The 26,552-nt window shown below is 70.1% G+C and carries 25 protein-coding genes and 1 pseudogene; 13 read left to right on the plus strand and 13 right to left on the minus strand.

Features of this window, described 5'->3' with window-relative positions:
• Nucleotides 1-16 precede the first annotated feature (16 nt).
• Both ACFYUV_RS11155 and ACFYUV_RS11160 read left to right on the plus strand, forming a co-directional pair.
• Nucleotides 17-1,588, plus strand: a complete 1,572-nt coding sequence (locus ACFYUV_RS11155; RefSeq protein WP_387667628.1) for an FAD-dependent monooxygenase — start codon at nt 17-19, stop codon at nt 1,586-1,588.
• 3 nt (nt 1,589-1,591) lie between these two features.
• Complete coding sequence (locus ACFYUV_RS11160; RefSeq protein ID WP_387667630.1) at nt 1,592-2,239, plus strand: HAD family hydrolase; 648 nt, start codon at nt 1,592-1,594, stop codon at nt 2,237-2,239.
• Between the two features lie 17 nt (nt 2,240-2,256).
• Here the strand turns inward: ACFYUV_RS11160 and ACFYUV_RS11165 are convergent, their stop codons facing one another.
• Complete coding sequence (locus tag ACFYUV_RS11165) at nt 2,257-2,757, minus strand: DivIVA domain-containing protein (RefSeq protein WP_387667633.1); 501 nt, start codon at nt 2,755-2,757, stop codon at nt 2,257-2,259.
• 191 nt (nt 2,758-2,948) lie between these two features.
• Between ACFYUV_RS11165 and ACFYUV_RS11170 the strand changes: the two genes are divergently transcribed.
• The 3 genes from ACFYUV_RS11170 (at nt 2,949) to ACFYUV_RS11180 (ending at nt 5,300) form a co-directional block, all read left to right on the plus strand.
• Nucleotides 2,949-3,776: an ATP-binding cassette domain-containing protein gene (locus tag ACFYUV_RS11170; RefSeq protein ID WP_387667636.1), complete on the plus strand. Its 828-nt coding sequence runs from the start codon at nt 2,949-2,951 to the stop codon at nt 3,774-3,776.
• A gap of 113 nt (nt 3,777-3,889) precedes the next feature.
• Nucleotides 3,890-4,561 (plus strand): hypothetical protein, encoded by a 672-nt coding sequence (locus tag ACFYUV_RS11175; protein WP_387667639.1) that lies wholly within the window; start codon nt 3,890-3,892, stop codon nt 4,559-4,561.
• Between the two features lie 31 nt (nt 4,562-4,592).
• A complete protein-coding gene (locus tag ACFYUV_RS11180; protein WP_387667642.1) occupies nt 4,593-5,300 on the plus strand; it encodes an SGNH/GDSL hydrolase family protein in 708 nt (235 codons plus the stop codon).
• Between the two features lie 83 nt (nt 5,301-5,383).
• Here the strand turns inward: ACFYUV_RS11180 and rlmN are convergent, their stop codons facing one another.
• On the minus strand, nt 5,384-6,484 hold the full coding sequence (gene rlmN / locus ACFYUV_RS11185) for a 23S rRNA (adenine(2503)-C(2))-methyltransferase RlmN (RefSeq protein ID WP_352350343.1): 1,101 nt from the start codon (nt 6,482-6,484) through the stop codon (nt 5,384-5,386).
• Nucleotides 6,485-6,637: 153 nt separating this feature from the next.
• Here rlmN and ACFYUV_RS11190 point away from each other — a divergent pair, with 153 nt between their 5' ends.
• Nucleotides 6,638-7,660, plus strand: coding sequence for a suppressor of fused domain protein (locus ACFYUV_RS11190; protein WP_358283771.1), 1,023 nt, complete (start codon nt 6,638-6,640; stop codon nt 7,658-7,660).
• Here ACFYUV_RS11190 and ACFYUV_RS11195 read toward each other — a convergent pair.
• The 6 genes from ACFYUV_RS11195 to ACFYUV_RS11220 form a co-directional block, all read right to left on the minus strand.
• Nucleotides 7,640-8,479: a phosphatidate cytidylyltransferase gene (locus ACFYUV_RS11195; protein WP_352323802.1), complete on the minus strand. Its 840-nt coding sequence runs from the start codon at nt 8,477-8,479 to the stop codon at nt 7,640-7,642. The genes ACFYUV_RS11190 and ACFYUV_RS11195 overlap by 21 nt on opposite strands.
• Nucleotides 8,480-8,536: 57 nt before the next feature.
• Nucleotides 8,537-9,094: a ribosome recycling factor gene (gene frr / locus ACFYUV_RS11200; protein ID WP_352350337.1), complete on the minus strand. Its 558-nt coding sequence runs from the start codon at nt 9,092-9,094 to the stop codon at nt 8,537-8,539.
• A gap of 43 nt (nt 9,095-9,137) precedes the next feature.
• Complete coding sequence (gene pyrH, locus ACFYUV_RS11205; RefSeq protein WP_352323800.1) at nt 9,138-9,836, minus strand: UMP kinase; 699 nt, start codon at nt 9,834-9,836, stop codon at nt 9,138-9,140.
• A 145-nt stretch (nt 9,837-9,981) separates the two neighbouring features.
• A complete protein-coding gene (tsf, locus tag ACFYUV_RS11210) occupies nt 9,982-10,815 on the minus strand; it encodes a translation elongation factor Ts (RefSeq protein WP_352323799.1) in 834 nt (277 codons plus the stop codon).
• A gap of 884 nt (nt 10,816-11,699) precedes the next feature.
• Entirely contained in the window at nt 11,700-12,620 is a 921-nt protein-coding gene (gene rpsB, locus ACFYUV_RS11215; RefSeq protein WP_387667647.1) for a 30S ribosomal protein S2, read from the minus strand.
• Nucleotides 12,621-12,862: 242 nt separating this feature from the next.
• Nucleotides 12,863-13,477 (minus strand): ArsR/SmtB family transcription factor, encoded by a 615-nt coding sequence (locus ACFYUV_RS11220; protein WP_387667650.1) that lies wholly within the window; start codon nt 13,475-13,477, stop codon nt 12,863-12,865.
• A 154-nt stretch (nt 13,478-13,631) separates the two neighbouring features.
• On the opposite strand from ACFYUV_RS11220, the gene ACFYUV_RS11225 reads away from it, so the two are divergent.
• Nucleotides 13,632-14,954: an MFS transporter gene (locus ACFYUV_RS11225; protein ID WP_387667653.1), complete on the plus strand. Its 1,323-nt coding sequence runs from the start codon at nt 13,632-13,634 to the stop codon at nt 14,952-14,954.
• A gap of 481 nt (nt 14,955-15,435) precedes the next feature.
• On the opposite strand, the gene ACFYUV_RS11230 is transcribed toward ACFYUV_RS11225, so the two are convergent.
• Nucleotides 15,436-16,674: a GNAT family N-acetyltransferase gene (locus ACFYUV_RS11230; RefSeq protein WP_387667656.1), complete on the minus strand. Its 1,239-nt coding sequence runs from the start codon at nt 16,672-16,674 to the stop codon at nt 15,436-15,438.
• 175 nt (nt 16,675-16,849) lie between these two features.
• Here ACFYUV_RS11230 and ACFYUV_RS11235 point away from each other — a divergent pair, with 175 nt between their 5' ends.
• On the plus strand, nt 16,850-18,076 hold the full coding sequence (locus tag ACFYUV_RS11235; RefSeq protein WP_387667659.1) for a M23 family metallopeptidase: 1,227 nt from the start codon (nt 16,850-16,852) through the stop codon (nt 18,074-18,076).
• Between the two features lie 1,806 nt (nt 18,077-19,882).
• On the opposite strand, the gene ACFYUV_RS11240 is transcribed toward ACFYUV_RS11235, so the two are convergent.
• The 4 genes and pseudogenes from ACFYUV_RS11240 to ACFYUV_RS11255 all read right to left on the minus strand — a co-directional run bounded on the left by ACFYUV_RS11240 (nt 19,883) and on the right by ACFYUV_RS11255 (nt 24,494).
• The gene (locus ACFYUV_RS11240) at nt 19,883-20,971 is read right to left on the minus strand and encodes a tyrosine-type recombinase/integrase (RefSeq protein ID WP_387667662.1); all 1,089 of its coding nucleotides are present in this window, start codon (nt 20,969-20,971) and stop codon (nt 19,883-19,885) included.
• Between the two features lie 467 nt (nt 20,972-21,438).
• Nucleotides 21,439-22,692: a DNA-processing protein DprA gene (dprA, locus tag ACFYUV_RS11245; RefSeq protein WP_387667665.1), complete on the minus strand. Its 1,254-nt coding sequence runs from the start codon at nt 22,690-22,692 to the stop codon at nt 21,439-21,441.
• A gap of 91 nt (nt 22,693-22,783) precedes the next feature.
• Nucleotides 22,784-24,175, minus strand: a pseudogene (locus ACFYUV_RS11250) (YifB family Mg chelatase-like AAA ATPase); the annotation flags it as partial.
• 133 nt (nt 24,176-24,308) lie between these two features.
• Entirely contained in the window at nt 24,309-24,494 is a 186-nt protein-coding gene (locus tag ACFYUV_RS11255) for a hypothetical protein (protein ID WP_387667668.1), read from the minus strand.
• A 116-nt stretch (nt 24,495-24,610) separates the two neighbouring features.
• Between ACFYUV_RS11255 and ACFYUV_RS11260 the strand changes: the two genes are divergently transcribed.
• From ACFYUV_RS11260 to ACFYUV_RS11280, 5 genes are all read left to right on the plus strand, one after another.
• The gene (locus ACFYUV_RS11260; RefSeq protein WP_387667671.1) at nt 24,611-24,970 is read left to right on the plus strand and encodes a helix-turn-helix domain-containing protein; all 360 of its coding nucleotides are present in this window, start codon (nt 24,611-24,613) and stop codon (nt 24,968-24,970) included.
• A 15-nt stretch (nt 24,971-24,985) separates the two neighbouring features.
• The gene (locus ACFYUV_RS11265; RefSeq protein WP_387667674.1) at nt 24,986-25,129 is read left to right on the plus strand and encodes a hypothetical protein; all 144 of its coding nucleotides are present in this window, start codon (nt 24,986-24,988) and stop codon (nt 25,127-25,129) included.
• Between the two features lie 97 nt (nt 25,130-25,226).
• Nucleotides 25,227-25,727, plus strand: a complete 501-nt coding sequence (locus ACFYUV_RS11270; RefSeq protein ID WP_387667676.1) for a hypothetical protein — start codon at nt 25,227-25,229, stop codon at nt 25,725-25,727.
• Nucleotides 25,728-25,799: 72 nt separating this feature from the next.
• Entirely contained in the window at nt 25,800-26,156 is a 357-nt protein-coding gene (locus tag ACFYUV_RS11275) for a hypothetical protein (protein ID WP_387667679.1), read from the plus strand.
• On the plus strand, nt 26,150-26,443 hold the full coding sequence (locus ACFYUV_RS11280) for a hypothetical protein (RefSeq protein WP_387667682.1): 294 nt from the start codon (nt 26,150-26,152) through the stop codon (nt 26,441-26,443). Before ACFYUV_RS11275 ends, ACFYUV_RS11280 begins: the two co-directional genes overlap by 7 nt.
• Nucleotides 26,444-26,552: the final 109 nt, after the last annotated feature.

The raw sequence follows: 26,552 nt of genomic DNA on the forward strand, positions 1-26,552 counted from the left end.
ATGCAACTATCTCCCCATGACCACAGCAGACCGCCCTGAGGGCGTCATGACCGAGATTCCCGTGCTGATCGTCGGCGGCGGCTACGCCGGGCTCACCGCCGCCCTGTTCCTGTCCCACCACGGGGTGCCCTGCGTGCTCGTCGACCGCCACTCCGGCGTGTCGCTCCTGGGCAGGGCGCGCGGCATCACCCCGCGCACGATGGAGATCTACCGGCCGCTCGGCCTGGAGCAGGCCGTCAAGGAGGCCGGGCGGCCCTTCGACGAGGAAGGGGGCGTGGCCCGCTGCGAGACGCTGGCCGGCGAATGGCAGTGGCTCTTCGAGGGCGGCTCCTCCCGGGCGCTGCCCGAGCTGACCGCGGGCGAGTACGGCATGGCCGACCAGAGCACGGTCGAGCCGATCCTCGCCGAGGCCGCCCGCGCCCGGGGCGCCGACCTGCGCTTCGACACCATATGCAGGTCGATCGAGCCCGACGCGGACGGCGTCACGGTGGTGACCGAGGACGCCCGCACCGGCGAGCGCCGGACCCTGCGCGCCCGCTACCTGATCGCCGCCGACGGCTACCGCGGCACGATCAGGGAGCGGCTGGGCATCGCCCGCGAAGGGCTCGGCGTCCTGCGCGCCTACCAGTCCTTCGTCTTCAGGGCCGACCTGTCGGAGCTGGTCACCAAGCGGGCGCTGTTCTGGATCCTCGGCGCGCCCGGCGGGACGGCCTCGGGCGCGATGGTCTCCCACGCGCTGCCGGGCCATTGGGGCATGGCCCTGACGTACGACCCCGCCGTCGAGTCGCCGGACGACTTCACCGACGAGCGGCTGGTCGCCTCGGCCAAGGAGCTGATCGGCCGCGACCTGCCCGTGGAGATCGTCAGCAGGGCCGCGTGGGAGGAGGCGGTGGGCGTCGCCACGCGCTACCGCGAGGGACGGGTCTTCCTGGTCGGCGACGCGGCGCACGTCTGGCCGCCGGCCGGCGGGCTGGGCGCCAACTCGGCCGTCCAGGACACCCACAACCTGGCCTGGAAGCTGGCCGCCGTGCTGGCCGGCCGGGCCTCCGACGCGCTGCTCGACACCTACGAGGCCGAGCGCCGCCCGGTGGCCCTGGAGCTGGCCGACCTGACCGTACGCAGCCAGGCGGCCAGGTTCGGCCCCAACCCCGAGGACGACCCGCTGGACCACGTCGCGGCGATCCTGGGACAGCGTTACCGCTCGTCGGCCATGGTCGGCGCCACCCACGAGACGGTGCTCGGCGACCCGGCGGCCCAGGGCGCCCGTCCCGGCACCCGCGCCCCGCACCTCTGGCTCGACCGGGACGGCGAGCGCATCGGCGTCCACGACCTGTTCCACGACGCCTTCGTCCTGCTGTGCGGCCCCGGCGGCGCGGACTGGGCGCGGGCCGCCGGGCCCGGCGTGCGGGTGCACCGGGTGGGCGGTGACGTGCTCGACGTCGAGGACGCCTGGGCCGAACGCTACGGCGACGCCACCGCCGTCCTGGTCCGCCCCGACGGCTACGTGGCCTGGCGGGCCGAAGGACCGGCGGTCGAGGGCGAGGTCGGCCGGGCGCTCGACCAGGTGCTCGGAAGGGTCATCATGTGACCTATGCGATGGATCACGTTCGACTGTTTCGGCACCCTCGTCGACTGGCGGCACGGCATCGGCACCAGCCTTGAGCTGATCGCGCCCGGCAGGGGGGACGAGCTGCTGACGGCGTACCTGCGGCACGAGAGCGCGGTCGAGGCCGAGACGCCACGGGCCCGCTACCGGGACGTCATGGCCGAGGCGCTGCGCCGCGCCTGCGCCGAGACCGGAGTCCCGCTGAACGACGACGACGCCTCGGTGCTGGCCGCCACGCTGCCCTACTGGCCGGTGTACGCCGAGGTCGGGGCGGAGCTGTCGGCCCTGCGCGCGGCGGGCCGGCGGCTGGCGCTGCTGACCAACTGCGACCGCGACCTGATCGCCCAGACCCTGCGGCGGCTGCCCGTGCCGTTCGACGCGGTGGTGACCGCCGAGGACGCCGGGGCCTACAAGCCGGACGAGGCGCACTTCGAGCACTTCAGCAGGACCTACGAGCCGGCCGAATGGGTGCATGTGGCGCAGAGCCACTTCCACGACATGATCCCGGCCGAGCGGCTGGGCGTGCGCCGGGTGTGGATCAACCGGCACGGCGAGCGGCCCGCCGGGCCCGAGGTCGTCCGGGTGGTCCTGCCCGACCTCCGCGGCCTGCTCGCGGCCGTCGAACGGGCCTGACGGCGGCGCTCGGGCGCTTAGCGGGGTTTCTCCAGGATCTCGGCGACGCCTTCGAGGAAGGAGTCGACGTCGGTGATCAGGTAGCCGGCGCGCAGCAGCACGGTCGAGAAGCGGGCCTCGCGCACCTCCTGGGCGGTCACCGCGAACTCGGTCGTGCCGCGCAGGGTGGCCACGATGCGGTCGAGGAAGGCGTCGACCTCGTCCTCGTTGTAGCCGGTGCCCATGCGGCCGGGGCGGAAGGCCACCCGTTCGACGCGGGCCGCCTGGGTCTCGAACCACTCCTCGCGCAGCAGCTCCCCGGTGGGCTCGGCCATGGCGAGCCGCACCGGGCGCTTGGCCTGGGTCTCCAGGGCCACGACGAACGCCTCCAGCGCGAAGTCCACCGCGGTCTCGTGGTAGCCGCCGCGTTTGGCGCGGAAGGTCGCGGTGCGGACCTCGTCGGCGGTGACGGGCTCGACCGTGTGCGGCCCTCTGCCCAGGGTCGACTCGATGCGCGCGATCAGGGCGTCGACTTCCACGGGGTCATAGCCTGAACGCATACCCATGACGCGCGGAAAGCGGTTCAAGCCCACTCCTCCTGAGATGTGCCGGGGGCTTCTCCATTGTGAGGCCCTTCATCACGGTGAGGCCCTTTACAGCGGTGAGGCCCGTTATAGCAGTGCGGCCCTTTATCACGGCCCTGCGCCCTGACATATACCGTTACAGCACCATGCGACTGTTACAGGTCTCTTTTCGCTACCGAAGACGTCAGCCCTTCGTCCTCGAAGAGGCCGACGCGCAGCTCGCGCCGGGCGACGCGATCGAGCTGACCGGGGCCAACGGGGCGGGGAAGTCCACGCTGCTGCGGCTCCTCGCGGGGCTCGCGCGGCCGACGCGGGGCCACATCACCGACCGTCCCGGCGTCGTGGGCTTCGCCCCCGACCGCTTCCCGACGGCCCAGCCGTTCACGGTGACGTCCTACCTGACGCACATGGCGTCCGTACGGGGCGGCGCCCGATGGCGTCCCTGGGCCGAACGCCTGAACATGGGCCACCTTCTCAGCCTGCCGCTCGGCGAGCTGTCCAAGGGCAGCGCCCACAAGGTCGGCCTGGTCCAGGCCCTGATGGCCGACCCCGGCCTGCTGATCCTGGACGAGCCCTTCGCCGGCCTGGACGCCGACGCCCGCGAGACGCTGCCCGCCATCGTCACCGAGGTGGCCGGGCGCGGGGGCATCGTCGTCGCCAGCGACCACCAGGGCGGCCTGCGCGGCCTCCCCGGGCTGCGCTCATGGTCCCTCGTGGACGGCCACCTGAAGGAGTCCACCCCTGCGGCCCCTGAGCCCCCCGCGGCCCGGATCTCCGCCACCCCCGTCGCCCAGGTGGCCCCGGCGGCCTCCGCGTCTCCTCCGGCTCACACTCCGGAACGCCCGCTGACCACCGTGGCGGTCACCCTGCCCGCCGACAAGCTCCCGCTCTTCCTGACCAGGATGCGTGACCAGGGCTACCGAACCTCCGCCCTCGACCACCCCGACCCCCACCCGCCCGAGGAGCCCGGATGATCGCCCTGGCCCGCCTGACCGAGGAGTGCCGGTGATCGCCCTGACCGCCGTCCGCCTGACCGAGGAGTGCCGGTGACCGCCCTGGCCGTCTTCCGCTCGCCTGAGGAGTGCCGGTGATCGCTCTGGCCGTCTTCCGGTTGGCCGCCTATGTGCGGTCGCACCGGGTCCATCAGGCGCTCCTGCTCACCCTCGCCATGCTCGCCGTCGTCTACGGCAGCCGCGCGCCAAAGGGCACGGAGGCCGCCGTGCTGGCCGACGGCGCGGTCCTGATCATCCCCATCCTCGCCTGGGCCACGCGGAGCCTCCTAGACACCGAGCCCGACCGGCAGCGCGAGCTGTCGGCGGTCACCGCGGGCGGGCGCGGCAAGGAGGTGGCCGCGGGGCTCGTGGCGAGCCTGGTCGCCTGCGCCGCGCTGGCCGCCGTCGGCCTCGCGTGGGCCGTCCTGCTCGGCCTGAGCGAGCGCCCCGGCCGGGACGTGCTCGGCGCGGCCCTCGTCCTGCACGCCCTGGCCGTGCTCGCCGGGACGGCGCTCGGCGCGCTCACCAGCCAGGCCGTGCTGCGCTCCCCCGCGGTCTCGATCATGTCGCTGGTGCTCGGCTACCTGGTGATGCTGCTGCTCAGCGCGTCCCCCGCGTACTGGCTGACGGTTCCGCTGGTGGTCTGGATGCGTACGGCCGGGGCCGGCGAGCTGCTCGACCAGCTGCCCCAACTGTCCGCGATCTCCCTGGTGTGGTGCCTGGCGGGACTCGCCCTGTATGCCTGGAGGCGCCGTAGGGTAGGTTAGTAAGCGTTCACTCACCCCTGAGGAGGCAACGGTGAAGGTGATCTGCCTGGGTGACAGCATCACCCGCGGACAGGTGAGCGTCGACTATGTGGCCATGCTGCGCGACCGGCTGCCCGGCGAGACGGTGATCAACGCGGGCGTCAACTACGAGCCGTCGTCCGAGCTGCTCAAGCGTCTCGACGACGTCGTACGGCAGGATCCGGACGTGGTCACCGTGCTCATCGGCACCAACGACGCCAACGCCACGTTGAGCGAGAAGCGGGCCAGGGCCCTGCGCAAGCGCTGGAAGCTCGCCGAGACCCCCACGCCCGCCGCGTACGCCGCCAACCTGACGGCCATCGCCGCCCGCCTGCAGAACGAGACCATGGCCCGCGTGGCGCTGCTGTCCCCGCCGGTCATCGGCGAGGACCTGGACTCGGTCCCGGTGCGCCGCACCCAGGAGTTCGCCGAGATCGTCAGGACGGTCGCCGCCGAGCAGGGCGTGACCTACCTGCCGCTCAACGAGCGCATGACCGCCGACCTGGAGGGCACCTCGCCCCGCACCCACTACCGTCCCGAGAGCAACCAGGCGCAGACCGCCGCGATGCAGCACTTCCTGCTCGGCCGCAGCCTGGACGCCATCTCCAGCAGCCGCGGCCTGCGGCTCACCACCGACACCGTGCACCTCAACAGCCGGGGCGCGGCCATGATCGCGGACCTGATCGGGACCTTCGCCGCCCGCTCGCCCGCCACAAGATAGGCCGGCCGCCCTGCTCGGCGGCCGCCGGTCGGGGCCGGTCGCTTGCTCGAAGAGGGCCGGCTACCCGCTCGGGCCGGGGCCGGTTACTCGGCCGCGGCGAGCTGGCCGCAGGCGCCGTCGATCTCGCGACCCCTGGTGTCGCGCACGGTCACCGGCACCCCGTGGAACTCCAGCCGGCGCACGAACGCCCGCTCGTCCTCCGGCCGGGAGGCCGTCCACTTGGAGCCGGGCGTGGGGTTGAGCGGGATCAGGTTGACGTGCACGAGCTTGTTCCTGACCAGCTTGCCGAGCAGGTCGGCCCGCCACTCCTGGTCGTTGACGTCCTTGATCAGGGCGTACTCGATGGAGATGCGGCGCTTGGTCTTGGCCGCGTACGACCAGGCCGCGTCGAGGACCTCGGCCACCTTCCAGCGCGTGTTGATCGGGACGAGCGTGTCGCGCAGCTCGTCGTCGGGCGCGTGCAGCGACAGCGCGAGCGTGACCGGCAGCCCCTCGTCGGCGAGCTTGCCGATGGCGGGCACCAGCCCCACGGTGGAGACCGTGACCCCGCGCGCGGAGATGCCGAGACCGTGCGGCGCGGGCTCGACCATGCGGCGCACGGCGCCGATCACCTGCTTGTAGTTGGCCAGCGGCTCGCCCATGCCCATGAAGACGATGTTGCTCACCCGGCCGGGACCGCCCGGCACCTCGCCCGCCGCCAGCGCACGGGCGCCGGAGACCACCTGCTCGACGATCTCGGCGGTGGACATGTTCCGGGTCAGGCCCGCCTGTCCGGTGGCGCAGAACGGGCAGTTCATGCCACAACCGGCCTGCGACGACACGCACATCGTGACCCGCTCGGGATAGCGCATGAGCACCGACTCGACCAGCGCGCCGTCGAACAGCCGCCACAGGGTCTTGCGGGTCGTGCCGCCGTCGGTGGTCAGCTCCTTGACCGGCGTGAGCAGCGTCGGCAGCAGCGCCGACAGCTTGTCGCGGGCCGCCGCGGACAGATCGGTCATCTCGGCGACGTCGGCGGTGTGGCGCTCGAAGTAGTGGCGCGAGAGCTGGTCGGCGCGGAACGCCTTCTCCCCCAGCTCGGTGACCGCGGCCCGGCGCTCGGCCATGGACAGGTCCGCCAGGTGCCGCGCGGGCTTGGCCCGTCGCGGTGCGACGAAGGTGAGCTGGCCTGGCTGCTGGGACACGTTCCTGCCTTTGCTTGGGGGACTTCCGGGACTCTGCTTGGGACTTCCGGGATTTCTCACCGGCCAGGTTAGTGAACGCCGGCCGCCGAGGAGGCATTCCTGATCACGGTACGGCTCGCGTCAGGGTCACCGCCCGATCTACAGTCATCTCGTATGGCGATTTTCCGGTCGGCATCTGGCGAGGGTGGCACCGAGGTCGTCCTCGCCGCCGGTAACCCCTACGGCAGCCGCACGCTCGTGGTCGAGCGGGACGAGGACTCCTCGGTAGCTTACCTGTGCTCGCCCGAGGGCGCCGTCCACGGAGCGGTCTGGCTGGCCAACCACCGGCCGGCCCCGGCGGTGGTCGACCTGGCCCGGATCAACTCCGGCCTGCCCCCGCTGATGCCGAGGGGCAACACGACGCACCCCGAGGGGCGCAGGCCGCTCGGGCAGTTGTCCGCCCTGTGGTTCGAGGAGGGCGACGGCGTCGCCCTCTACGAGGACGACGACCTGCTCGCGGTCATCCCCGGCTGGGCCGACATGAGCAGGGGCATGCCCGGCTACGCCCGTGACGCCGTGGGCGAGTCGCCGTTCGCGTGGGCGCTGTCGGAGGCGCTGGAGGGGCTGCGGCCGCGTATCTCCAATGCCACGTCCTACTGGCGCTGGCGGCACGGCGAGGGGTCGTGGCCGTCGTTCCAGCAGTTCGTCATGGGCCATCTGGACCGGGTGCTCGGCCCGGCCGGGCGCTACTGGGACGCCAGCGGCGAGCGCCTGCCGACCGTCGGCATCACCGAACGGCCGCCGTACGCGGGCCGCGAGCCGACCGTGCTGTCCACGGTGGGGATGAGCTGCCAGCGCATGCCGACGGTCGAGCAGTGGATCGACCGCCCCGACGCCTACGCCCGGATCGAGCTGGCCGTGGCCACCCACGACGACCCCAGGGACGCGGCGCTGCTGCTGGTGTGGCTGGCCCAGTATCCGTGGCACTCGGTGACCTGGCTCGGCCACGGGCACACGGCCAAGTGGTACCACGAGCCCTCGACGTTCCCGCTGGGGCCGCAGTACTCGGGGGTGCTCATGCGAGCCGACCCACCCGACATGCCTGACATGTCGGGGTTCGCGTTCGGCGGGGAGGCCGTACGGTGGTTGTGGCTCACGCCCGTCACGACGGAGGCGTTAGAGGAACAGCGTCAGTAGCAGCCAGACCGGCACCAGCGTGGTCACCAGCGAGTCGAGGCGGTCCATCAGGCCGCCGTGCCCCGGCAGGATCGTGCCGAGGTCCTTGATGCCGAGGTCCCGCTTGATCATCGACTCGATGAGGTCGCCCACGGTCGCCAGCAGCGCCGCCAGCGCCCCGATCAGCGCGCCCAGCCAGAGCGGGCCGTCCAGCAGCCAGGTCACCAGCCAGCCGCCGACCAGCGTGCAGGCGATCACCGACCCGGCGAAACCCTCCCAGGTCTTCTTCGGGCTGATGACCGTCATCTTGTGCCTGCCGAACAGCACACCCGCGACGTATCCGCCGATGTCGCTGGCCACGGTCACCGCGATGAAGATCAGCACCCGGTCGCGGCCGTCGTGCGGCGCCAGCAGCAACGCCGCGAACGCCGCCAGCATCGCCGGGTAGAACAACGTGAACACCGAGGCGGTGCCGTCGCGCACGTAGCCGTCGGTGCCGTCGCTGAACATGCGCCAGACCAGCAGCACGAACGCGAACACCGCGAACGTCCCCAGCAGCCAGAACGGCCCGCCCCAGTACGCCCCGGCCTGCATCGCCACCAGCCCCGCGAGCACGGGCACGGCCGGGACCTTGATCCCGCGCGTGGCGAACGCCTTGGTCAGCTCCAGCACGCCCACGCCGACGCACACCACGATCACCAGGAGGAAGAGCTCCTTGATCGTGTAGAGGGTACCGAGAACCAGCGCGCCCAGCCCCACACCCACCGCGATCGCGGCCGGCAGGTTCCTTCCGGTACGGCTGCCGCCGTCCGGGCCGGTGCCGGCCGTACGTTCTTCCACAGACACTCTCCATAGCCACGGCCCCCGCCTTCCGGCGAGGGCCGCGAGGCGTGCCGCTCAGACTTCGAGCAGCTCGGCTTCCTTGTGCTTGAGCAGCTCGTCGATCTTGGCGACGTGCTTCTGGGTGAGGTCGTCGAGTTCCTTCTCCGCGCGACGGACCTCGTCCTCGCCCGCCTCGCCGTCCTTGATCATCTTGTCGAGGGCCTCCTTGGCCGTACGACGGATGTTCCGGATCGACACCTTGGCGTGCTCGCCCTTGTTCTTGGCGACCTTGATGTACTCCTTGCGGCGCTCCTCGGACAGCTCCGGGAAGGTCACGCGGATCACGTCGCCGGTGTTGGTCGGGTTGACGCCGAGGTCGGAGTCGCGGATGGCCTTCTCGATCGCGCCCATCGCGCTCTTGTCGAAGGGCTGGATGATGACCATGCGCGCCTCGGGCAGGTGGAACGAGGCCAACTGCTGCACCGGAGTCGGAGTGCCGTAGTACTCCGCATTGATCTTGTTGAACATCGCGGGGGTGACCCGGCCGGTCCGGATGGTCGCGAAGTCTTCCTTCGCGACCGAGACGGCCTTGTCCATCTTTTCCTCGGCTTCGAGGAGGGTTTCGTCGATCACAGCGGCTCCCTGTCTACTAGCTGGCGGTGTCGGGCTAGCTCCCTCATTTGCCTGCGGGACTCACCAGCGTGCCGATTTTCTCACCGCGTACCGCTCGCAGGATGTTGCCCTCGCCCATCAGGTCGAAGACCACGATCGGCAGATCGTTGTCCTTGCACAGGCTGATCGCGGTCGCGTCCATGACCGCGAGGTCGCGCAGCAGCACCTCGCCGTAGTCAAGATGGTCGAACCGGACCGCGTCGGGGTTCTTGCGCGGGTCGGAGTCGTAGATCCCGTCGACCTGCGTGCCCTTGAGCAGCGCCTCGGCGCCGATCTCCAGGGCCCGCTGCGACGCCGCGGTGTCGGTGGAGAAGTACGGCGAGCCGAGACCCGCCCCGAAGATGACCACGCGGCCCTTCTCCAGGTGCCTGATCGCGCGGCGCGGCAGGAAGGGCTCGGCGACCTGCTGCATGGTGATGGCGGTCTGGACGCGGGTCTCGACGCCGCGCCGCTCCAGGAAGTCCTGGAGCGCCAGACAGTTGATCACCGTGCCGAGCATGCCCATGTAGTCGGCCCTGGCGCGGTCGATGCCGCCCTGGGACAGGGTGGCGCCGCGGAACATGTTCCCCCCGCCGACCACGACCGCGACCTGCACGCCCTCGCGCACGGCCTCGGTGATCGAGTCGGCCAGGTGGTCGACGACGGCCGGGTCGATGCCCAGCGGGTCGTCTCCGGCGAACGCCTCGCCTGACAGCTTCAACATCACCCGCTTCCACCTCAGTGGACCCTGCGGGCTGGGTGATGAGGAAGCCGCCGTCCGTGTGGATTCGTGGGCTGACTCCCGGTGGTCCTGCACGGCGGCGGCCTCCTTCATTGGGTGGAACTCTGGGCTGGCAGTTCGCTCAAGCCTAAGCCTGGCCGACCTTGAATCGGACGAAGGCGAGCACCTCGACGCCGTTCTCCTCGGCGTACTTGCCCACGCTCTTCTTGTTGTCCTTCACGAAGGCCTGCTGGACCAGGGTGAAGTCCTTGTACCAGCCGTTGACGCGACCCTCGACGATCTTGCCGATGGCGGCCTCGGGCTTGCCCTCCTCGCGGGTCATCTCCTCGAAGAGCTTGCGCTCCTTCTCGACGACCTCGGCGGGGACGGACTCGGCCTTGAGGTACTGCGGGGCCATCGCCGCGGCGTGCTGGGCGATGTCCTTGGCGACCTCGGCGTTCGGCTTGTCGAGCTGCACGAGCACGCCGACCGCCGGCGGCAGCGCCGGGTCCGTCTTGTGCATGTACGAGCCGATGTAGCCGCCCTCAAGCACGGCGAAGCGGCGGATCTCGATCTTCTCACCCAGCGCGGCGTTGGCCTCGTCCAGGTGCTCCTTGACGGTCTTGCCGTCGAAGGAGGAGTCGAGCAGCGTCGCCACGTCAGCGGGCTTGCTCGCCAGGATGTGGGCGACCACACCGGCGGCCAGCTCCTGGAAGCGCTCGCCCTTGGCCACGAAGTCGGTCTCGCAGTTGAGCTCGAGAAGAGCGGCGGAGGAGTCGCTGTCCTGCTGGAGCGCGACGAGGCCGTTGGAGGCCGTACGGGCCTCGCGCTTGCCCACGTCCTTGGCGCCCTTGAGGCGCAGGAGCTCGATGGCGCGGTCGAAGTCGCCTTCGGACTCCTCAAGCGCCTTCTTGCAGTCCATCATGCCGGCAGCGGTGATCTCGCGAAGCCGCTTGACGTCGGCCATGTTCACGGAAGCCATTGCTCTTATTCCTTGTGGGATTTCGTCGTCGTCGTGGATCGGAGTGGACGCCCTGGGCGCCCGCCCCTGGTCGGTGCGGCAGGCGCGCGCCGCACCAGGGCCTTGTCGTGCGCGGGTCGTGCGCGGGTCGTGCGTTCTGCCTCGGTCGTGCGCGGTCTTGCCCAGGTCTTGCACGGTCTCAAGCGGTGGCGCCGGGTCGTGCCGGCTGGGCTTCCGCCCGGCCCCTTTGGCTTTCACCTGACTTGCCCGGCTTTCGCCTGGCCCGTCCGGCTGCCTCCGGAACCTTCGCTCGCACCTGGGCTCGGTCTGGGCTCGGGCTTCGTCCGGCCTGGGCGCGGACTCCGCTCGGGCCCGGGTTTTCGCCCAGGTCTCCGCTCAGCAGGACGGGCTCCGCCGGTGGAGCTCCGCTCCGCCTCGCTCGGCATACTGCCCAGCCAGGCTCGGCTTATCGCTCCGGCCCGATGGTCATCCACCTCGGCTTACCGCCTCGGCTTCCGACGCCCGGCCCTGACCTACCGCCCGAACCTGATCGCCACCCTGCCCAGGCTCTCGCCTCGGCCTGATCGCCACCCTGCCTTGACCTATCGCCTCGGCCTGATCGCCACCCTGCCTTGACTTATCGCCTCGGCGGGGTGCCGTCCTGTCCGGCTTGCCGTCCCGGCTCGGCCGTTTGCCCAGTCGAGACGCGTACCTTGCCCTACCAAGCCTCAGCCCGCGCAGGACCTCGGCCTTGCCTTTCACAACCTCGGCCCGCGCAGGACCTCGGTTCCGCTCACCCTCTATCGGCCGGCTGCCCGCCCCGCACCGCGGTCGATGACGACCTGCGGCGCGGAGCCGGCGCCTGTACCGTGCCCGGCCTCACGACCGGGCGCGGCGGCCGTGTCTCAGGCCTGCGGCTCGGACTCGGGGGTCTCGTCGGCAGCCGGAGCGGCCTCGGCGGCAGGCGCCTCCTCGGCCGGAGCCTCGGCAGCGGGGGCCTCCTCGGCGGCGGCCTCGGGGGCAGCCTCAGGGGCGGCCTCGGCGGCCTGACCCTGGCCCTGCTCGATGAGCTCGCGCTCCCACTCGGCCAGCGGCTCGGCGGCGGCCGGCTTCTCGTCACCGCGGGCGGCGCCGGAGCGAGCCATCAGACCGGCGGCGACACCGTCGGCGACGACCCTGGTGAGCAGGCCGACGGCGCGGATGGCGTCGTCGTTGCCCGGGATCGGGTAGTCGACCTCGTCGGGGTCGCAGTTGGTGTCGAGGATCGCGACGACCGGGATGCCAAGCTTCTTGGCCTCGCTGATCGCGATGTGCTCCTTCTTCGTGTCCACGACCCACACCGCGCTGGGCACGCGGCCCATGTCACGGATGCCGCCGAGCGTGCGCTCGAGCTTGTCCTTCTCGCGACGGCGCATGAGGAGCTCCTTCTTGGTGAGCCCCGAGCCGGCGACGTTGTCGAAGTCGAGCTCCTCGAGCTCCTTCAGACGCTGAAGCCTCTTGTGCACGGTGGAGAAGTTGGTGAGCATGCCGCCCAGCCAGCGCTGGTTCACGTACGGCATGCCGACCCGCGCGGCCTGCTCGGAGATGGCCTCCTGAGCCTGCTTCTTGGTGCCGATGAACAGGATCGTGCCGCCGTGGGCGACGGTCTCCTTGACGAAGTCGTAGGCACGGTCGATGTACGACAGCGACTTCTGCAGGTCGATGATGTAGATGCCGTTGCGCTCGGTGAAGATGAAGCGCTTCATCTTCGGGTTCCACCGGCGGGTCTGGTGGCCGAAGTGAACGCCGCTCTCGAGCAGCTGTCGCATGGTGACGACGGGGGCCATGTGATGGTCCTCCAGGTCTGGGCGCCCTGCGGATGGGCGCAGTTCTCGGTTGTGCCGCGGCAGCGCGTTGTCTACCGCCCTGATGCCCCAAAACCGCTCCAGCCGGGCCGGGGCCCGGACCGAGGGTGCGGTCCGCAACGGGGCATGCGAAGTCGGCCTGTTGCCACAGGCCATCGAAAAGTCTACCTCCCACACCGCCCCAGGCTGACCGTCGGAGGTCAAACCGACATGCCGGGTACGGCTCACCCCACATCGTGGTCCTCCGTGGGCAACCCGGGCGACGTCCTGGGGGCGACCGGGAAGAGGTTGATCTGCGCCTCCGCGATCCTGGCACCGCTCGGCGCGTCCTCCTGGCTGCGCTGGTGGGCGATGTACGGCTCCAGGAGCTTCTCGATCTCCGCGCTCAGCCGTCCCAGCTCGCTCGCGTCGACCCTGATCCGGGTGCGGCTGAAGCGCGTCGCGTCGCGCCATTCGTCCGTGTCGTGCTCGATGCTGGCCAGGGCCCGGTCGGCCTCGTCGCCGGCCTCCTTGCGGAACGCCTTGATCAACAGGGTCTTGGCGTCACGGACCTCCGGCTGGTCGTCCGGAAGCACTCCCACGCTGAACGGCTTGTGCGTCGATCTCCACAGCCGTTCGCGTCCGTCCCCTCTGGGCGGGGCGTCCTCGACGAAGCCGTACTTGGCCAGCATGCGCAGGTGATAGCTGGCGGCGCTGGGCGTGATCCCCGCGATCTCGGCCACCTCGGTCGCGGTGGCGCTGTCCTGCACGCCGAGCCGGTTGAGGATCAACAGCCTCGCCGGGTGAGCCAGCGCCCGCATCATCTTGGGATCGCTGAGCCCCTCCATGTCCTGCGTCATGTGCCAAAGGTACCCGGCAAGAGATGTGAAGCATTCCCTTTACAACTCTGAAGGGATCCCTTCATACTTATGAAGTCTTCCTTTCACATCTCTCCCCACCCTGTCCGCCCGGCCCTCTTCACCTCCTCCCGAACTCGCCACCGGAGACCCCAGCATGGACACGACGCCCCCACTCCCCCTCCGCAAGCAGCGTGACTACCGCCTGCTGTGGAGTGCCCGCACGATCTCGATCACCGGCTCGGAGGTCTCCAAGCTGGCCGTCCCACTGACCGCCATCACGCTGCTGACCGCCTCACCCGCCGAGATGGGGCTGCTCACCGCCGCCGCGCCGCTGCCCGCCCTGCTGTTCGGCCTCCAGTCGGGCGCCATCGCCGACCGTCTCACCCGGCACCGCCCGCTGATGATCGCCTGCGAGCTCGTCTCCTGCGCCGCCGCCGCCACCGTCCCGCTGGCCTGGCTGCTCGGCGTCCTCACCGTGCCCTGGCTGATCATCGTGGCCCTGGTCATCGGTACGGCCGGCGTCATCTTCAAATCCGCCAACTTCCCCTACATAGCCGCGGTCGTGGACCCGTCGCAGCGCACCGAGGCCATGGCCGGCTTCCAAGCCTCGTACTCGGTGGCCTCCGTGAGCGGCCCCGGCCTGGCCGGCATCCTGGTCCAGACGCTCACCGCGCCGTTCGCCGTACTGGCCGAGGCGCTGTCGTTCCTCGCCTCCGCCATCCTGCTCCGCTCGATCCGCACCCCGGAGCACAACGAGCCCACCCGCTCGTCCAGCATGTGGCACGACATCGTCGAGGGCCTGCGAACCAGCCTCACCCACCCCACGCTCCGAGCCGTCCTGGGCGCCGGCGTGACGATCAACTTCTTCGCCATGGCGTACATCGCCGTCTACATGCTCTACATGGTCAACACGCTCGACATCCCCAAGGGAATGATCGGCCTCCTCACGGCGCTGAGCGGCGCGGGCGGCCTCCTGGGCGCCTGGCTCACCTCCCGCCTGTCCAAGCGCTACGGCGAGAACCGCATCCTGCTCGTCTCGGTCCTGTTCTTCCCGCTGGACATCCTCGCCGTCGGCCTCCTGACCGGCCCCCTCTGGGTGAAGCTCACCGTCCTCGGCCTGACGGGCGTCATGACCGGCGTCATCGTGGTCGCCTTCGCCACCTGCATGGGCGTGATCACACTCCGCGACACCCCCGCCGCCCTCCGAGGCCGCGTGAACGCCACCATGACCTTCGCCGTACAGGGCGTCCTGGCCGTCGGCGGCCTGGTGGGCGGCGTACTGGCCGAGTTCATGGGCCTGCGCCCGGTCATCCTGCTGAGCGCGGCGGGCATCGCCCTGAGCAGCCTCTGGATCTGGCTCTCCCCCCTACGTCCCAACCGCCCTCAGACCTCCCACACCCCACCCGCGCCCCCTCACAACCCCAGCCCCCAGACACTGAAGAACCTGATCGAATCCAAGCGCCACTCAGTCATCTAGCCACCTCCACTCCCCCAAATCCCGCACCGCCTACACCACGTCTCGCTCCCGCTGCCACTACACCCCGCCCCCCTCTCGGCCCCTTGCCATCTCGCCAACCGCACGTACACCCACGGTGCCTGCACCGGTCGTACGGCACACAGCCAGAGCCCTCGCCCTACGGCCTGCAACGCCCCTCCCACGGTTAGTGCCTTCACCTCCCGGCGTCGGCGGTTACCGTCACTGGGGGCGGCCCGTTTCTTGGGCACAGCCTTTCTCCAGCTCTTGGCGCAGCTCTGGATCGATCGCCACACCAGCCGCATGGTGGTGACGCAATGGTGCGTCCCATGCTGACCAGGCAGAAATCGACCTGCCACTTCATCGACGTCCTGAAGCCAATTTGAGCCGTCACCGCCGGAAGCGGCCATCAATGGCCGCCCAGGGGCCGCAGCACTCGGCCCTATCAAGCTCCGCCGAACAGCGACCTGAAGCTGGAACGGGCCTAATACGGCAGGTAGTAGCTGAGCAGATCCGCGGTGAGCGGCGGAAAGAGCGCCTGGAACAGCTCTTCCTCTCCGGTGTAGACGTCGGGCCGGATGCGGGTCAGCCCCTCGATCCCGTGCGGGCCGAACAACAGGGCGGGCAGGTGGTCGGGTGCCACTCCGATGCCCTTCACGGATCCAGGTCGCTGCATCGGCCCTCCTGTGACGACCTCGCCAAGGCCATCGGCGCCGACCGGGATCCGGTAATGGGCGCCGAAGGTGGAGATGACGATGTCATCGCCGGTGCGGTCCGTCCCCTCTGCGGTGAGGCGCTGCCAGAGCAGCGGCCGGAGCCGGTCGAGCAACACCGCGACGTCCGGAATGCGCACGTAGTACTGCTCCGCCCGCTTCCGCGGTTCGTGGTCGAGGAACTCCTGCCAGGCGGTGGCAGTCACGGATCCGGCCCGATGGACGACCTTCAGCTCACTCCCGGGGAACTGGGCGACGACGGCACTGAGCAGGTCGCGGGCCGCGGCCTCGTCGGCGGCGGCAGCCTCGGCCAGCAGCACCTCGTCGTCGTCGGGAGGCGTGGTGCGTCCGGTGGCGATGACGGTGCCGGCGCGCTCCAGGACCCAGGAGGTGCTCGCCTGGTGGTCCAGCAGCCATCGCCAGCCTGCCGCCGAATGCGGCATGGCCACGTCGAACCGGTCCTGAGCCATGTCCTGCAGAGCTGCCATGGCGGGAATGTCGGCGGGCCGGGCGACGCGGAGTGCGGGCGTGCCCTCACCGGCCCGGGGCGTGTGCACGGTCAGCGCCGACGGGATGTCGATGGCGTACTCGTAGCCGAACAGCCGGTAGAAGTACGGGATCCCGATCATCACCTGAACGACGTGACCACGGGCGGCGGAGCGGTCGTGAGCCCATCGCATGAGCGCCCGTACAAGTCCGCGTCCTTCGTATTCGCGGTCGGTGGCGACCAGTTCGACCTGGCCGGCGGGTAGGCGGATGCCGCCGACGCGCACTTCCTCGTCGAGGAGCGTCGCCGTGGACACGACCCGCTCTCCATCCACGACCACGGCGCAGGCGGACCAGCCGACCTCCGGGTCCGAGACGACCAGCCGGTGGTCGAGGGCGTCGGCCGAGTCGCCGCGTTCGGTGAGCAGCGCGCTGATCTGGTCGAGGTCCGCCGGCCGTGCCTGCCGCAGAACGAGGCCGTCGGCCAGCGGGACGGGTGCGGGGGACGCTGCAGTCGGGCTCACGGTGGGACTCTTGCATCGCCCGGATGACCTCGTCCATTGGATTTCCACTCGGCCGGGCGGGCGGCGGGCTCGGTACAGGGCAGGTTGTCCACAGGAGGCTCCCCACCGCTTCCTGTATCCACAGAATCCCGCTCGCCTCGACCTCCGCAGGCCGCTCCCGGCAAGACTCCCCGCCATGCCCCCTCGCCCACGCCTCCCCGCCCTGTCCCCTTGCTCAGCACCACCACCGCCGAGACCATGCACGCAGAACGTGGCCCGCCGTGCCGTGATCCCCCTGGTCGTGCTCGCGACGGCGATCACGCTCACGACCATTGCCACCCCGGCTCCGCTGGCGAAGGCCGCCCCACCCTCCTGGCGATGGCCACTCGACGGCAGCCCCCGCGTCCTGCGCCGCTTCGCCCCGCCCTTGGCTCCTTGGCTGGCCGGACACCGCGGCATAGACCTGGCGGCCTCCGCCGACACGCCCGTCCTGGCCGCAGGCTCAGGCACCGTCCGCTTCGCAGGCCCAGTAGGCGGAAGGGGAGTCGTCACCATCGACCACCCAGGCGGCCTCCGAACGACGTACCTGCCGATCAGCGCATCGGTGAAGCAGGGTGAGCCGATCACGATGGGCAGCCGTCTGGGAGTCGTACAAGCCGTACACGGCCATTGCCAGGAGTCATGCCTGCACTGGGGCCTGATCCAAAGCGCCCGCTACCTGGACCCTCTTCTCCTCCTGGGCCACGCCCCCATCCGCCTCCTCCCCATCTGGCCCAAGACCGCCCCACCGCAGACCACCCCGCCCCTGCTCCCTCCGGCCCCCAGACCACCCTCCGAAGCACCCCTTACCTATCCCTCCGAGCCTTCCGAAGCACCCCTTGCCGTCCCCGTCGAGCCCTCCGAAGCACCCCTTGCCGTCCCCCTTGAGCCCTCCGAAGCTCCGCTTGACGTCTCGTCCAACCCCTCGGAGGCGTTCGCAGGCAGCACCTCAACCCCACCCACCCTCCCCCTGCTCACCAAGCTGTCCGCCGCCTTCTACCGCCCGAACCCGCCCCTGCTTCCACGCCTGAACCCGTCTGCTTCGCTCGCACGGAACCTGTCTCCGACGCCCCCGTGCCTCCTCCGCCCCCGCTCCTCGTCCCTCTCCCCCCGTCCCTGCTCACAGTTCTCGCGCACCACGACTCATCCGCGAACCAGCACAACGCGCTCCCATCCGCCTACTCCACCGTCCTGCAGGCGCTTGCCCTCACCGCAGAGCCCACCCCCGAGACCCCGCTCATCACCCCTGCGGTCACCCCCTCACGCCCGGAGACGCGTTCCAGCGACCTTCCCCTCCGCAACCAATCAGCCAGAACTCCCGAGCAGCGGCATGACCCAACTCACGTCCCCTCCAGATCCCTTGCAACCGTCCTCCGCCTCCTGACACATGCGGCTTCGCTGCCAGCAGCCCCAGCGATCGGACTGGGCACCATCCTCGGCGCCGCCCTCCTGATCACGGCCCTACGCCGCCGCCGACGCCCCCACAAGAAACACCACGGCTCAAGAAGCGGAAGCGGCCAACACCGCAAACCCCCAACAGAAGGACTCCACAGACGCCCCAACCCACCCTCACGACGCTCCTCCTGACCCCTCAAACCGCCCTCAGAGACTCACTCTTCAAGCCCTGAACCCGACACCTGCCGAGAACCTCCAAGCTCACAACGAGACCCCCACAACGGCCACCCGCATCAATCCAGAAATGCCTTCAAGGCAACCAAGATGCCCATCCATTCACCGCCGCTGGATGAACACGACCGTCAAACCTCATCGGGAAACGCGTGCGCCCTTGATCCGGACCAAACCCCGCCTAATAAGAGCGCCTTGTTCGCCCTCTGGCTCCACGGCCCAGCCTCCGTCCACCGCCTCAGTCGCCATCCGCCCACCGCTGCCGGTCGACCGCTGTCGGTCCACCGCCGTCCGCCCACCACCCACCGCCGACGCCCGACACCGGCACCGGCACCGGCACCGGCACCGGCCAACCGTCTCTGAACCCTCCGCCCTCGTGCCCTCCGCCCTCGTGCCCTCTGCTCCTTGGCATCCTCACCGCCGAGCGAGGCACTGAATGCGGTGCACCAGGACCGCACTGCCAAGTTGCGGCCTACGTAAAGCGCACGGCACCAGCGCCGTGCGTGGTTATGGTTGCCTGTAGCGGCACAGGCCACCCGCGCCATGTGAATGGGGACCACCCATTTCTTGGCCGCCGCAGGTAAGCCCAGTCGCCACATGGCCGCCGCTCGCCTGCATGCGAGACGCTTCTATGCGCCGTAAGGGAAGCTCGTCCAGCAGCAGACCGAACCAAGCCGGGACTCACTTGGGCGAGGGCTGGCCCCATGCCGGAGCCCGTACCCCAAGGGGGCGGGCGTTCACCCGGACGATGGCTAGACCCGCACCGGAGCCCGCACCCCCAGGGAGCGGCGTTCAGCCGGGCGGTGGCTAGACCCGCACCGGAGCCTGCACCCCAGTGGGGCGGGGACTCACCCAAGCGATCGCTAGACCCGCGCTTAAGCCCCCGCAACGCCCTGCTGGGGTGAGAGACTCCCCGCGATGGCTGGCCCCTGCTGGGGGACCATGCCCGCGAATACGCCTCCGACTCCGGTTGGGCTTCTTCCTCTACCGTCCGCGCCGCTTTCGTGCGCGGTCCTTCGTTCCCAGTTCCTCCTTGGAGGGGGCTGGGTATAGACGCGTCCTGCTGTGGGATGACGGCGCGTGATCTGGAGCGTCCAGCAAGCCGGCGCCAGCCAGGAGTATCAGGTCCTCAATCAAGGCGCTGCACGTGACCCGCACCTCCGCGTGCTCGACTCCCGCGCGCCTCTCCGGTAGAGCACCCGTCGGTTAGGTGGTCGCCGCCGGTCTTTCGCTCCACCCCATGAATCCAGCACTGCCTGCGCGGCAGGAACATGCTTCTCGCGTCCTTGCCTCTCGCTCCTTTCGCATCCCTCGCGGATTGACGGCACTGTCGTGTCGTCGCGCCGTCGGGTTCTCTGGCCGACGTGGCTACGGGTCTTGGGGCGTTGGCGTCGGTGTGGGAACTGCGCAGCACTCCCGAACGTGTCGTGCTGCGTCGCCTAGCTGCGGGTTCGGCCGGGCCCAATGCCTGCGTGGACGCTTGGTTCGACGTCTTATGGCCCTTGCCGCTCAGCCGGGGAGCGAGGGGTGGGTGAGAGAGGCAATGGCGTGCTGGTGTCTGTGGTCAGGCGCGGGGGTGGGCTTGGCGGTATGCGGTGCGGAGGCGGTCGATCGAGACGTGGGTGTAGATCTGGGTTGTGTTGAGGGAGGCGTGACCGAGTAGTTCCTGGACGCTACGCAGGTCTGCGCCCCCTTCGAGCAGGTGGGTTGCCGCGGTGTGCCGCAGTCCGTGTGGGCCCATGTCGGGGGCGCCCTCGGTCTGGGCCAGCCGCGCGTGCACCACCCGTCGTACGGTGCCAGCGTCGATCCGGCCGCCACGGACACCGAGGAAGAGGGCCGGCCCAGAGCGTTCCCGAACCCAGATGGGACGTCCGTTGATGCACCATCGGTCCAGAGCTCGAAGCGCTGGCAGCCCGAACGGCACGGAACGCTCCTTTCGTCCCTTGCCCAGGACCCTGATGACATGCCGGTCCCGGTCCACGTCGTCGACGTCGAGCGCGCAGAGCTCGCCCACCCGCACAGCCGTGGCGTAGAGGAGTTCCAAGAGCGCCTGGTCTCGAAGGTCTTTGGGATCGCCGGTGGACTGGGGCGCGCTCAGGACGGCCTGGGCCTGATCCTGGTCGAGCACGGCAGGCAAGGGACGGGGCGCCTTGGCGCTGCCCAACAACAGGCCGGGGTCGGCGGCCAGCCAACCCCGGCGGTGGCAGTACGCGGTGAAGGTACGGACGCACGCCGTTCTGCGGGCCAACGTGGCTCTTGCCTTGCCTGCACTGTGCTGGTCGGCCAGCCAGCCCCGCAGCTCGCTGATGTCCAGGCGGTCAAGCCATCCACGGAGGTGGTCGAGGAGGGCGGTGATGTCTGACAGGTAGGCGCGCACTGTATGTGGGGAAAGGTCTCGCTCGAACCGCAAATACCTCTCGAACTCGGCAAGCACTTCGTCGGCATTTACGTCACGGTGCAGACCAGGGTTCAGGTCACGATTCAGGTCCGCATTCACGTGGGGGTTCAAGTCAGCGTTCACGTGGGGGTCCGGGTCCGCGTTCACATCAAGGTTCAGGTCTGCGTTCACGTTGGGGTTCTGGTCTGCGTTCACGTTGGGGTTCAGATCGGGATTTGGGTCGCGGTTCAGGCTGTCGTTCAGGTCGCTGTTCAAGGCTTCACCTACTGTCCCCACGAACATTCGCCACTTCTGTCACTGCTGTGCCGCCTGATGCCTCGGGCTCGCCATGGGAGCGGTGTGCAGCTCAACCGCTCGAGCGTCCGTCCCAGCGGCCGAGCAAGGCACGGCGCGGCACGGCACGGCGCGGCACGGCGCGGCACGGCGCGGCACGGCGCAGCACGGCGCAGCACGGCACGGCGCGGCACGGCGCGGCACGGCGCGGCACGGCGCGGCACGGCGCAGCACGGCACGGCGCGGCGCGGCACGGCGCGGCACGGCACGGCACGGCACGGCGCGGACGTCGGCTGCGGCTTGGTTGCGCGTCTCATTGCCCACATGTCAGTCATCTTCAATCGCCTACATGCCTTCTTCCTTCACCATCTCACCCGATGAACTCGCCACCTGGGTCATGGTGGCTGTCACATCGGCGGTGTCGCATGCCCCCACGTCACAACGATTGGTCAGGTAGGAGGTGCGAGTTCTTCGGGGTGAGGCGGGGGTGGGGTGTCGTCTTCCGCAGGTGGCGGAGGGTCTGTGACTGGGGCTTCGTTGGCCGGGGGTGGGGTCAGGGCCATGGTTTCGGGGGCTTTCGGGTAGCTGGATGTGGTTTTGCGGAGGCGCCAGCCGCCGCCCGCCCGTTCTATGTATCCGGCTGCGGCCAAACCGCCCAGGGCGCTCAGTGTGATGTCCATGCTGACGCCTGCTGAGACCGCTATCGAGGCCGGACCGGCGCCGCCGCGGGTGGGGATGGCGTCCAGGACTCTCTTGGTGGATTCGCTGAGACCGTCGCGGGGGACGATGGGCGTTCGGGTCTGCGGGGCCAGGTCGTCGCCCATGACGCCGACTAGTTCGATCATTTCCTCCGGAGTGGTGACACAGACCGCCTTGCGTTCGCGCAGGAGTTTGTGGCAGCCGGCCGACAACGCAGACGTGGTGGGCCCGGGCACCGCCCCCAGGTGCCGGTTGAGAGTGAGCGCGTGGCCGGCGGTGTTCAGGGCACCGCTGCGGAGGGCTGCCTCCACGACGGCCGTGCCTCTGGTCAGGGCGGCGATGAGGCGGTTCCTGATCAGGAACCGGGCGCGGGTCGGATGGACGCCGGGCGGGCATTCGCTCACCACGACGCCCTGCTCGCGGGCCTGGGCGAAGAGCTCCTGATGGCCGCTCGGGTAGCAGATGTCCACTCCGCAGGCGAGAACGACCACCGTGGGTGAGCCGGCCAGCAGGGCGCCCTTGTGGGCCGCGCCGTCCACCCCGTAGGCGCCGCCGGAGACGACGGACCAGCCCGCTTCGCTGAGGCCGATGCCGAAGTCGGCCGCGATGTGCAGACCGTACTGGGTGGCGGCTCGGGCTCCTACGACGGCCACGGACTGCAGGCAGGCGAAGCGGAGATCGGCCGTGCCGTGCAACCAGAGGCCCAGGGGGCGGCTCGGGCCGAGATGGTCAAGTTGCGTGGGCCATTCGGGGTCGCCGGGGACGATCAGCCTGGCTCCGTGCATCTCGCCGGCCTCCAGATCAGCGGCGGGCTTCGACGCAGCCAGCCGGAGGAACCAGGCGTTCAGCCGACCCGACAGGTCACACGGACGTTCCTGCCGGGACTCCTGGGCGGTGAAGGCCGGTGGAAGTGCGCGCTCGCGGATCGCCTCCACCGCTCCGGAGGCACCGAGGTGCGCCACCAGGCGGCCCATGGCCGTGTCGCCCACGTCGGCGGCTCGCATGAGGGCCGCACGTGCCTCATGCTCTGGACTAATCACAGGGGCCTCCTGGTGATCTTCATGGGCGGGTTCGTGTGCAGGCGGACGGCCGGGGTCACGGTTGTACTCCGAGCCAGAAGCCGAGGGCTGCGGTGGTCTCGTCTTCTTCTGGGCGGTCTTTGCCGGCGAGGTCGGCGAGGGTCCAGGCGACGCGCAGCGTGCGGTCGAGGCCGCGGGCGGTGAGGGAGCCAGAGTCGAGGCAGGAGGTCATGGGCTTCATCGCCGCATCGGACGGACGGAGGTCGGAGTGGAGGACGGATGAGGGGATCTCGGCGTTCGTCCGCCAGGGGGTGTGGGCCAGGCGTTTGACGGCGCGCTCACGGGCCAGCAGGACGCGTTCGGCCACTGTTTCACTGGATTCGACGAAGTGGCGGTCGGCCAGGAGCTCGCGTCTGGACGAACGGACGACCGTGACCTTCATGTCGATGCGGTCGAGGAGGGGACCAGACAGCCGGCCCAGATATCGACGTCTTGTGGTGGGCGAGCAGCGGCAGGTCGCGCCGGCCTGGTCGTCGGCCTGGGCGCAGGGGCACGGATTGGCGGCCAGCACCAGCATGAACCGGGCGGGGAACGTGACCGACGCCGCGGATCTGGACACCGTGACGCGCCCCGACTCCAGCGGTTGCCGCAACGAGTCGAGGACGTGACGAGGGAACTCGGGGGCCTCGTCCATGAACAGCAGGCCCCTGTGCGCGAGGGAGACCGCTCCCGGACGGACGACCGTGCTGCCACCACCGATGATGGCGGCCGCCGTCGCCGTGTGGTGGGGGCTGACGAACGGCGGACGGTTGATCATGGGACTGTCGGGTGGCAGCAGCCCCGCGACGGAGTGGATGGCCGTGACCTCCAGGGCGTGGTCGAGCTCCAGGTCCGGCAGGAGGGTGGGAAGGCGTTCGGCCAGCAGGGTCTTGCCGGTGCCGGGCGGGCCCACCATCCACAGGTTGTGGCCGCCTGCGGCGCACACCTCCAACGCCCGGCGGGCCACGGGCTGGCCAACGACGTCCGCCAGGTCGACGGCGGGCTGGGCCACGGGCTTGGGCGTGTCGACGCGGCCAGCGACCTCGGGTTCGGGTGGCTTGTCGCCTTTGCGTAGCCACTCGACCAGCTGGCGCAGGTGAGCCACCGGGACCACGTTCACGTCGGGGACCAGACCCGCTTCCCCCGAATTCTCCGACGGGACGATGATCGTGGCGTCTTCGTGCGCCGCCGCGGCACCGAGGATGGACGGAAGCACTCCGCGCACGGGCCTGATGCGGCCGTCGAGACCGAGCTCGCCCAGGAAGAAGGGCTCGGCGATGCGCTCCGCCGGGACGACTCCTGCGGCTCCCAGGATCGCCATGGCGATGGCGAGGTCGAACTGGGATCCGCGCTTGGGGAGGCTGGCGGGGAAGAGGCTGACGGTGATGCGGGCGTCCGGCCATGGGTAGCTGCTGTTCCCCATGCTGGGCGTTTCCGACCTGGGGGAATGACGCCCGCATCGGCCGTGAGCTGCAAGAACGCTACTTGTTGGCGTTGGTTGTGTTAGGCGACGTTAGGCACTGCGGCGGCCCACAGACGGCCCACGGGCGGCCCGGCTGTAGCTACTCCGTGGCCTTACCGTCACGGATCTTCCCGATGTACTCGCGCGACCAGTCCACCGACCGCCCGATCTTGGCAAGGCTCTCGCCCTTGCCGATCTGCTCTCGGATGCCGGCGAACAGCGCCGCCCGCGCCTGGTCGTATGCGTCGCGGAGCTCGCGCAGCTCCGGAATCTCGTCCTTGGCCATGGAGGCATGCTCTCACAACAAAGTGCCGGAACATAGAACGCGAACATTGTTGACATCATTCCACTCTCCCTATAGCGTCAACTTTGTTCGCGAAGTCAGATGACAGGGAGCGCGAGATGGACACCACCGTCACCACCCGCGAGATCGCCCAGGCCCGCCGCGTCTCGGTTCGCACCGTGCAGCGTTGGGCGGCCAAGGGCAAGCTCGACGCGGTCAAGGTCGGCGGCCGGTGGATCATCACCCTCAGCGTCAACCTCGACCAGTACAAGCCCTTCCAGCTCGACAAGGCCCGCGAGCTCATCGAGCAGGGCGGCATCGTCGCCACCTCGCGCCCGGCGCTCTACGTCGCGATCTCCTCCGACGGGACCTCGCAGTACGTCGTCGACCAGGCCGAGCACTCCTGCACCTGCCGCGCGGCGATCCGCGGCCTGAACTGCTACCACCTCGCCGCCGCCGACCTGGTCGAGGCGGCCTGACCTCCGAGGAGCACCGTGCAGATCGCCCCCCAGACCGCGGAGATCCTCGCCGCGGCCGACCTGACCGACCAGGACCTGGCGGACTTCGCTTCGTTCGCCACCGACGACCCCGCCGGCCAGGCGGCGATCGTCGAGCAGATCAAGACGGCCCGCAAGTAGGACCGCCCCTCCCCCTCCGACGTCCAGGCGGGCGGGGCCGGTGAGCCACCACCGACCCCGCAAACGCCCTCACCTGCACAACCAGGAAAGAGCGCCAATGCACCACCGTACCTACGTCAACGACGACGCCACCAGCACCCCGGTCCGTTCCGACGCCGAGACGGCGCGGCCCGAGCTCGAGGCACCGGCCTGCCGCTGGTGCCGCAAGACCCACCTGCCGCTCCGCCGCCCCGTCGAGCAGGTGCGCCCGCTACTCGAGGGCAACGGCGCCCCCGTCCACGGCTGCGACCCGTGCATGTCGCTGGTCGAGCGCGGCCTGGCCGAGCGCGGCCTGCAGCTGCTCGCCGCCCCCGGCTGCCGCCCCTGGTGCGCCGGCCACAACACCGACCCCGAGGGGTTCACCTGCATCGCCCTCCCCGAGGCGGCGCCGGTCGAGCCGGGCCACGCGGCCGGGCGGGTCGTGCTGTGGTTCGACAGCCAGCTCGGCCACATCATCAACCTCGACTGCAAGGTCGAGGACCTCACCCTCGACGAGGCCGAGCAGCTTCTGCGCGCCCTCGACACTCAGGTCTCCCGCGCCCGTAGGGCGTCCAGATAGCACGACGGCCCTGGCCGGTGCTCCAACACCTGCCAGGGCCTGGCCCATCCCCTGAGGACCCAGGAGATCGACGTGACCGACACCGTACCGTCGGCCGGCCCGGGAAGCTGCCGCATCCCGTGGTGCCAGGCCGACCACAGCACCGCCCGCGACGCCGGCCTGCACTGGCAGGTGGCCGCCAGCACCGGCGCCGACAACACCACCGTGGAGGTCCGGTACGCCGAGCGCGAGCCCGCCCGCGTGCCGTTCCTGCGCGTCCTGTACGGCCCGGACTGGGCCCTCAGCAACACCCTCGACATCCGCCCGGACGCCGCGACGGCGCTGGCCGACATCCTGGCCCTGCTCACAGTGCCGACCTTCGGCGAGTTCGCCGCCGGTCTGCGCCGTGCCGCCCAGGGCCCGCACACCCCCGGGAGCGTGCAGTGGTAGCCAGCTCCCACGCGGACCGGCCGCACCGCCGGAACCTCGACCTGATCGAGCACCTGGACCACCGGGCGTGCTTGATCGAGGTCAACGTGCAGACCGTCGTCGACCCGCACCTACAGGTGGTGCTCACCGACGTGGATGGCACGACGAGCAGCGTCCGCTTCACCGCCGAGCAGGCGGGCGTTATCGGGCGGATCGTCGAGCTGTTCGACCGGCGCGGGGTGCGGGAGTTCGGGCAGCTGCTCGCCGAGGGCGCCCGGCTGCTCAACGAGGACGACGCCGACCACTAGAAGCCGGTCCCCGGCAGGCGACCCTACCGCCAGCCGGGGACCTCAACCCGACCCCTGCCAGAACAGGAGATCCGGCTGTGAGCCGAAACCCTATCGAGCCGGTCGACCG

Origin of the sequence: Nonomuraea sp. NPDC003560 (assembly GCF_042878785.1) — a bacterium.
Lineage (GTDB): Bacteria > Actinomycetota > Actinomycetes > Streptosporangiales > Streptosporangiaceae > Nonomuraea.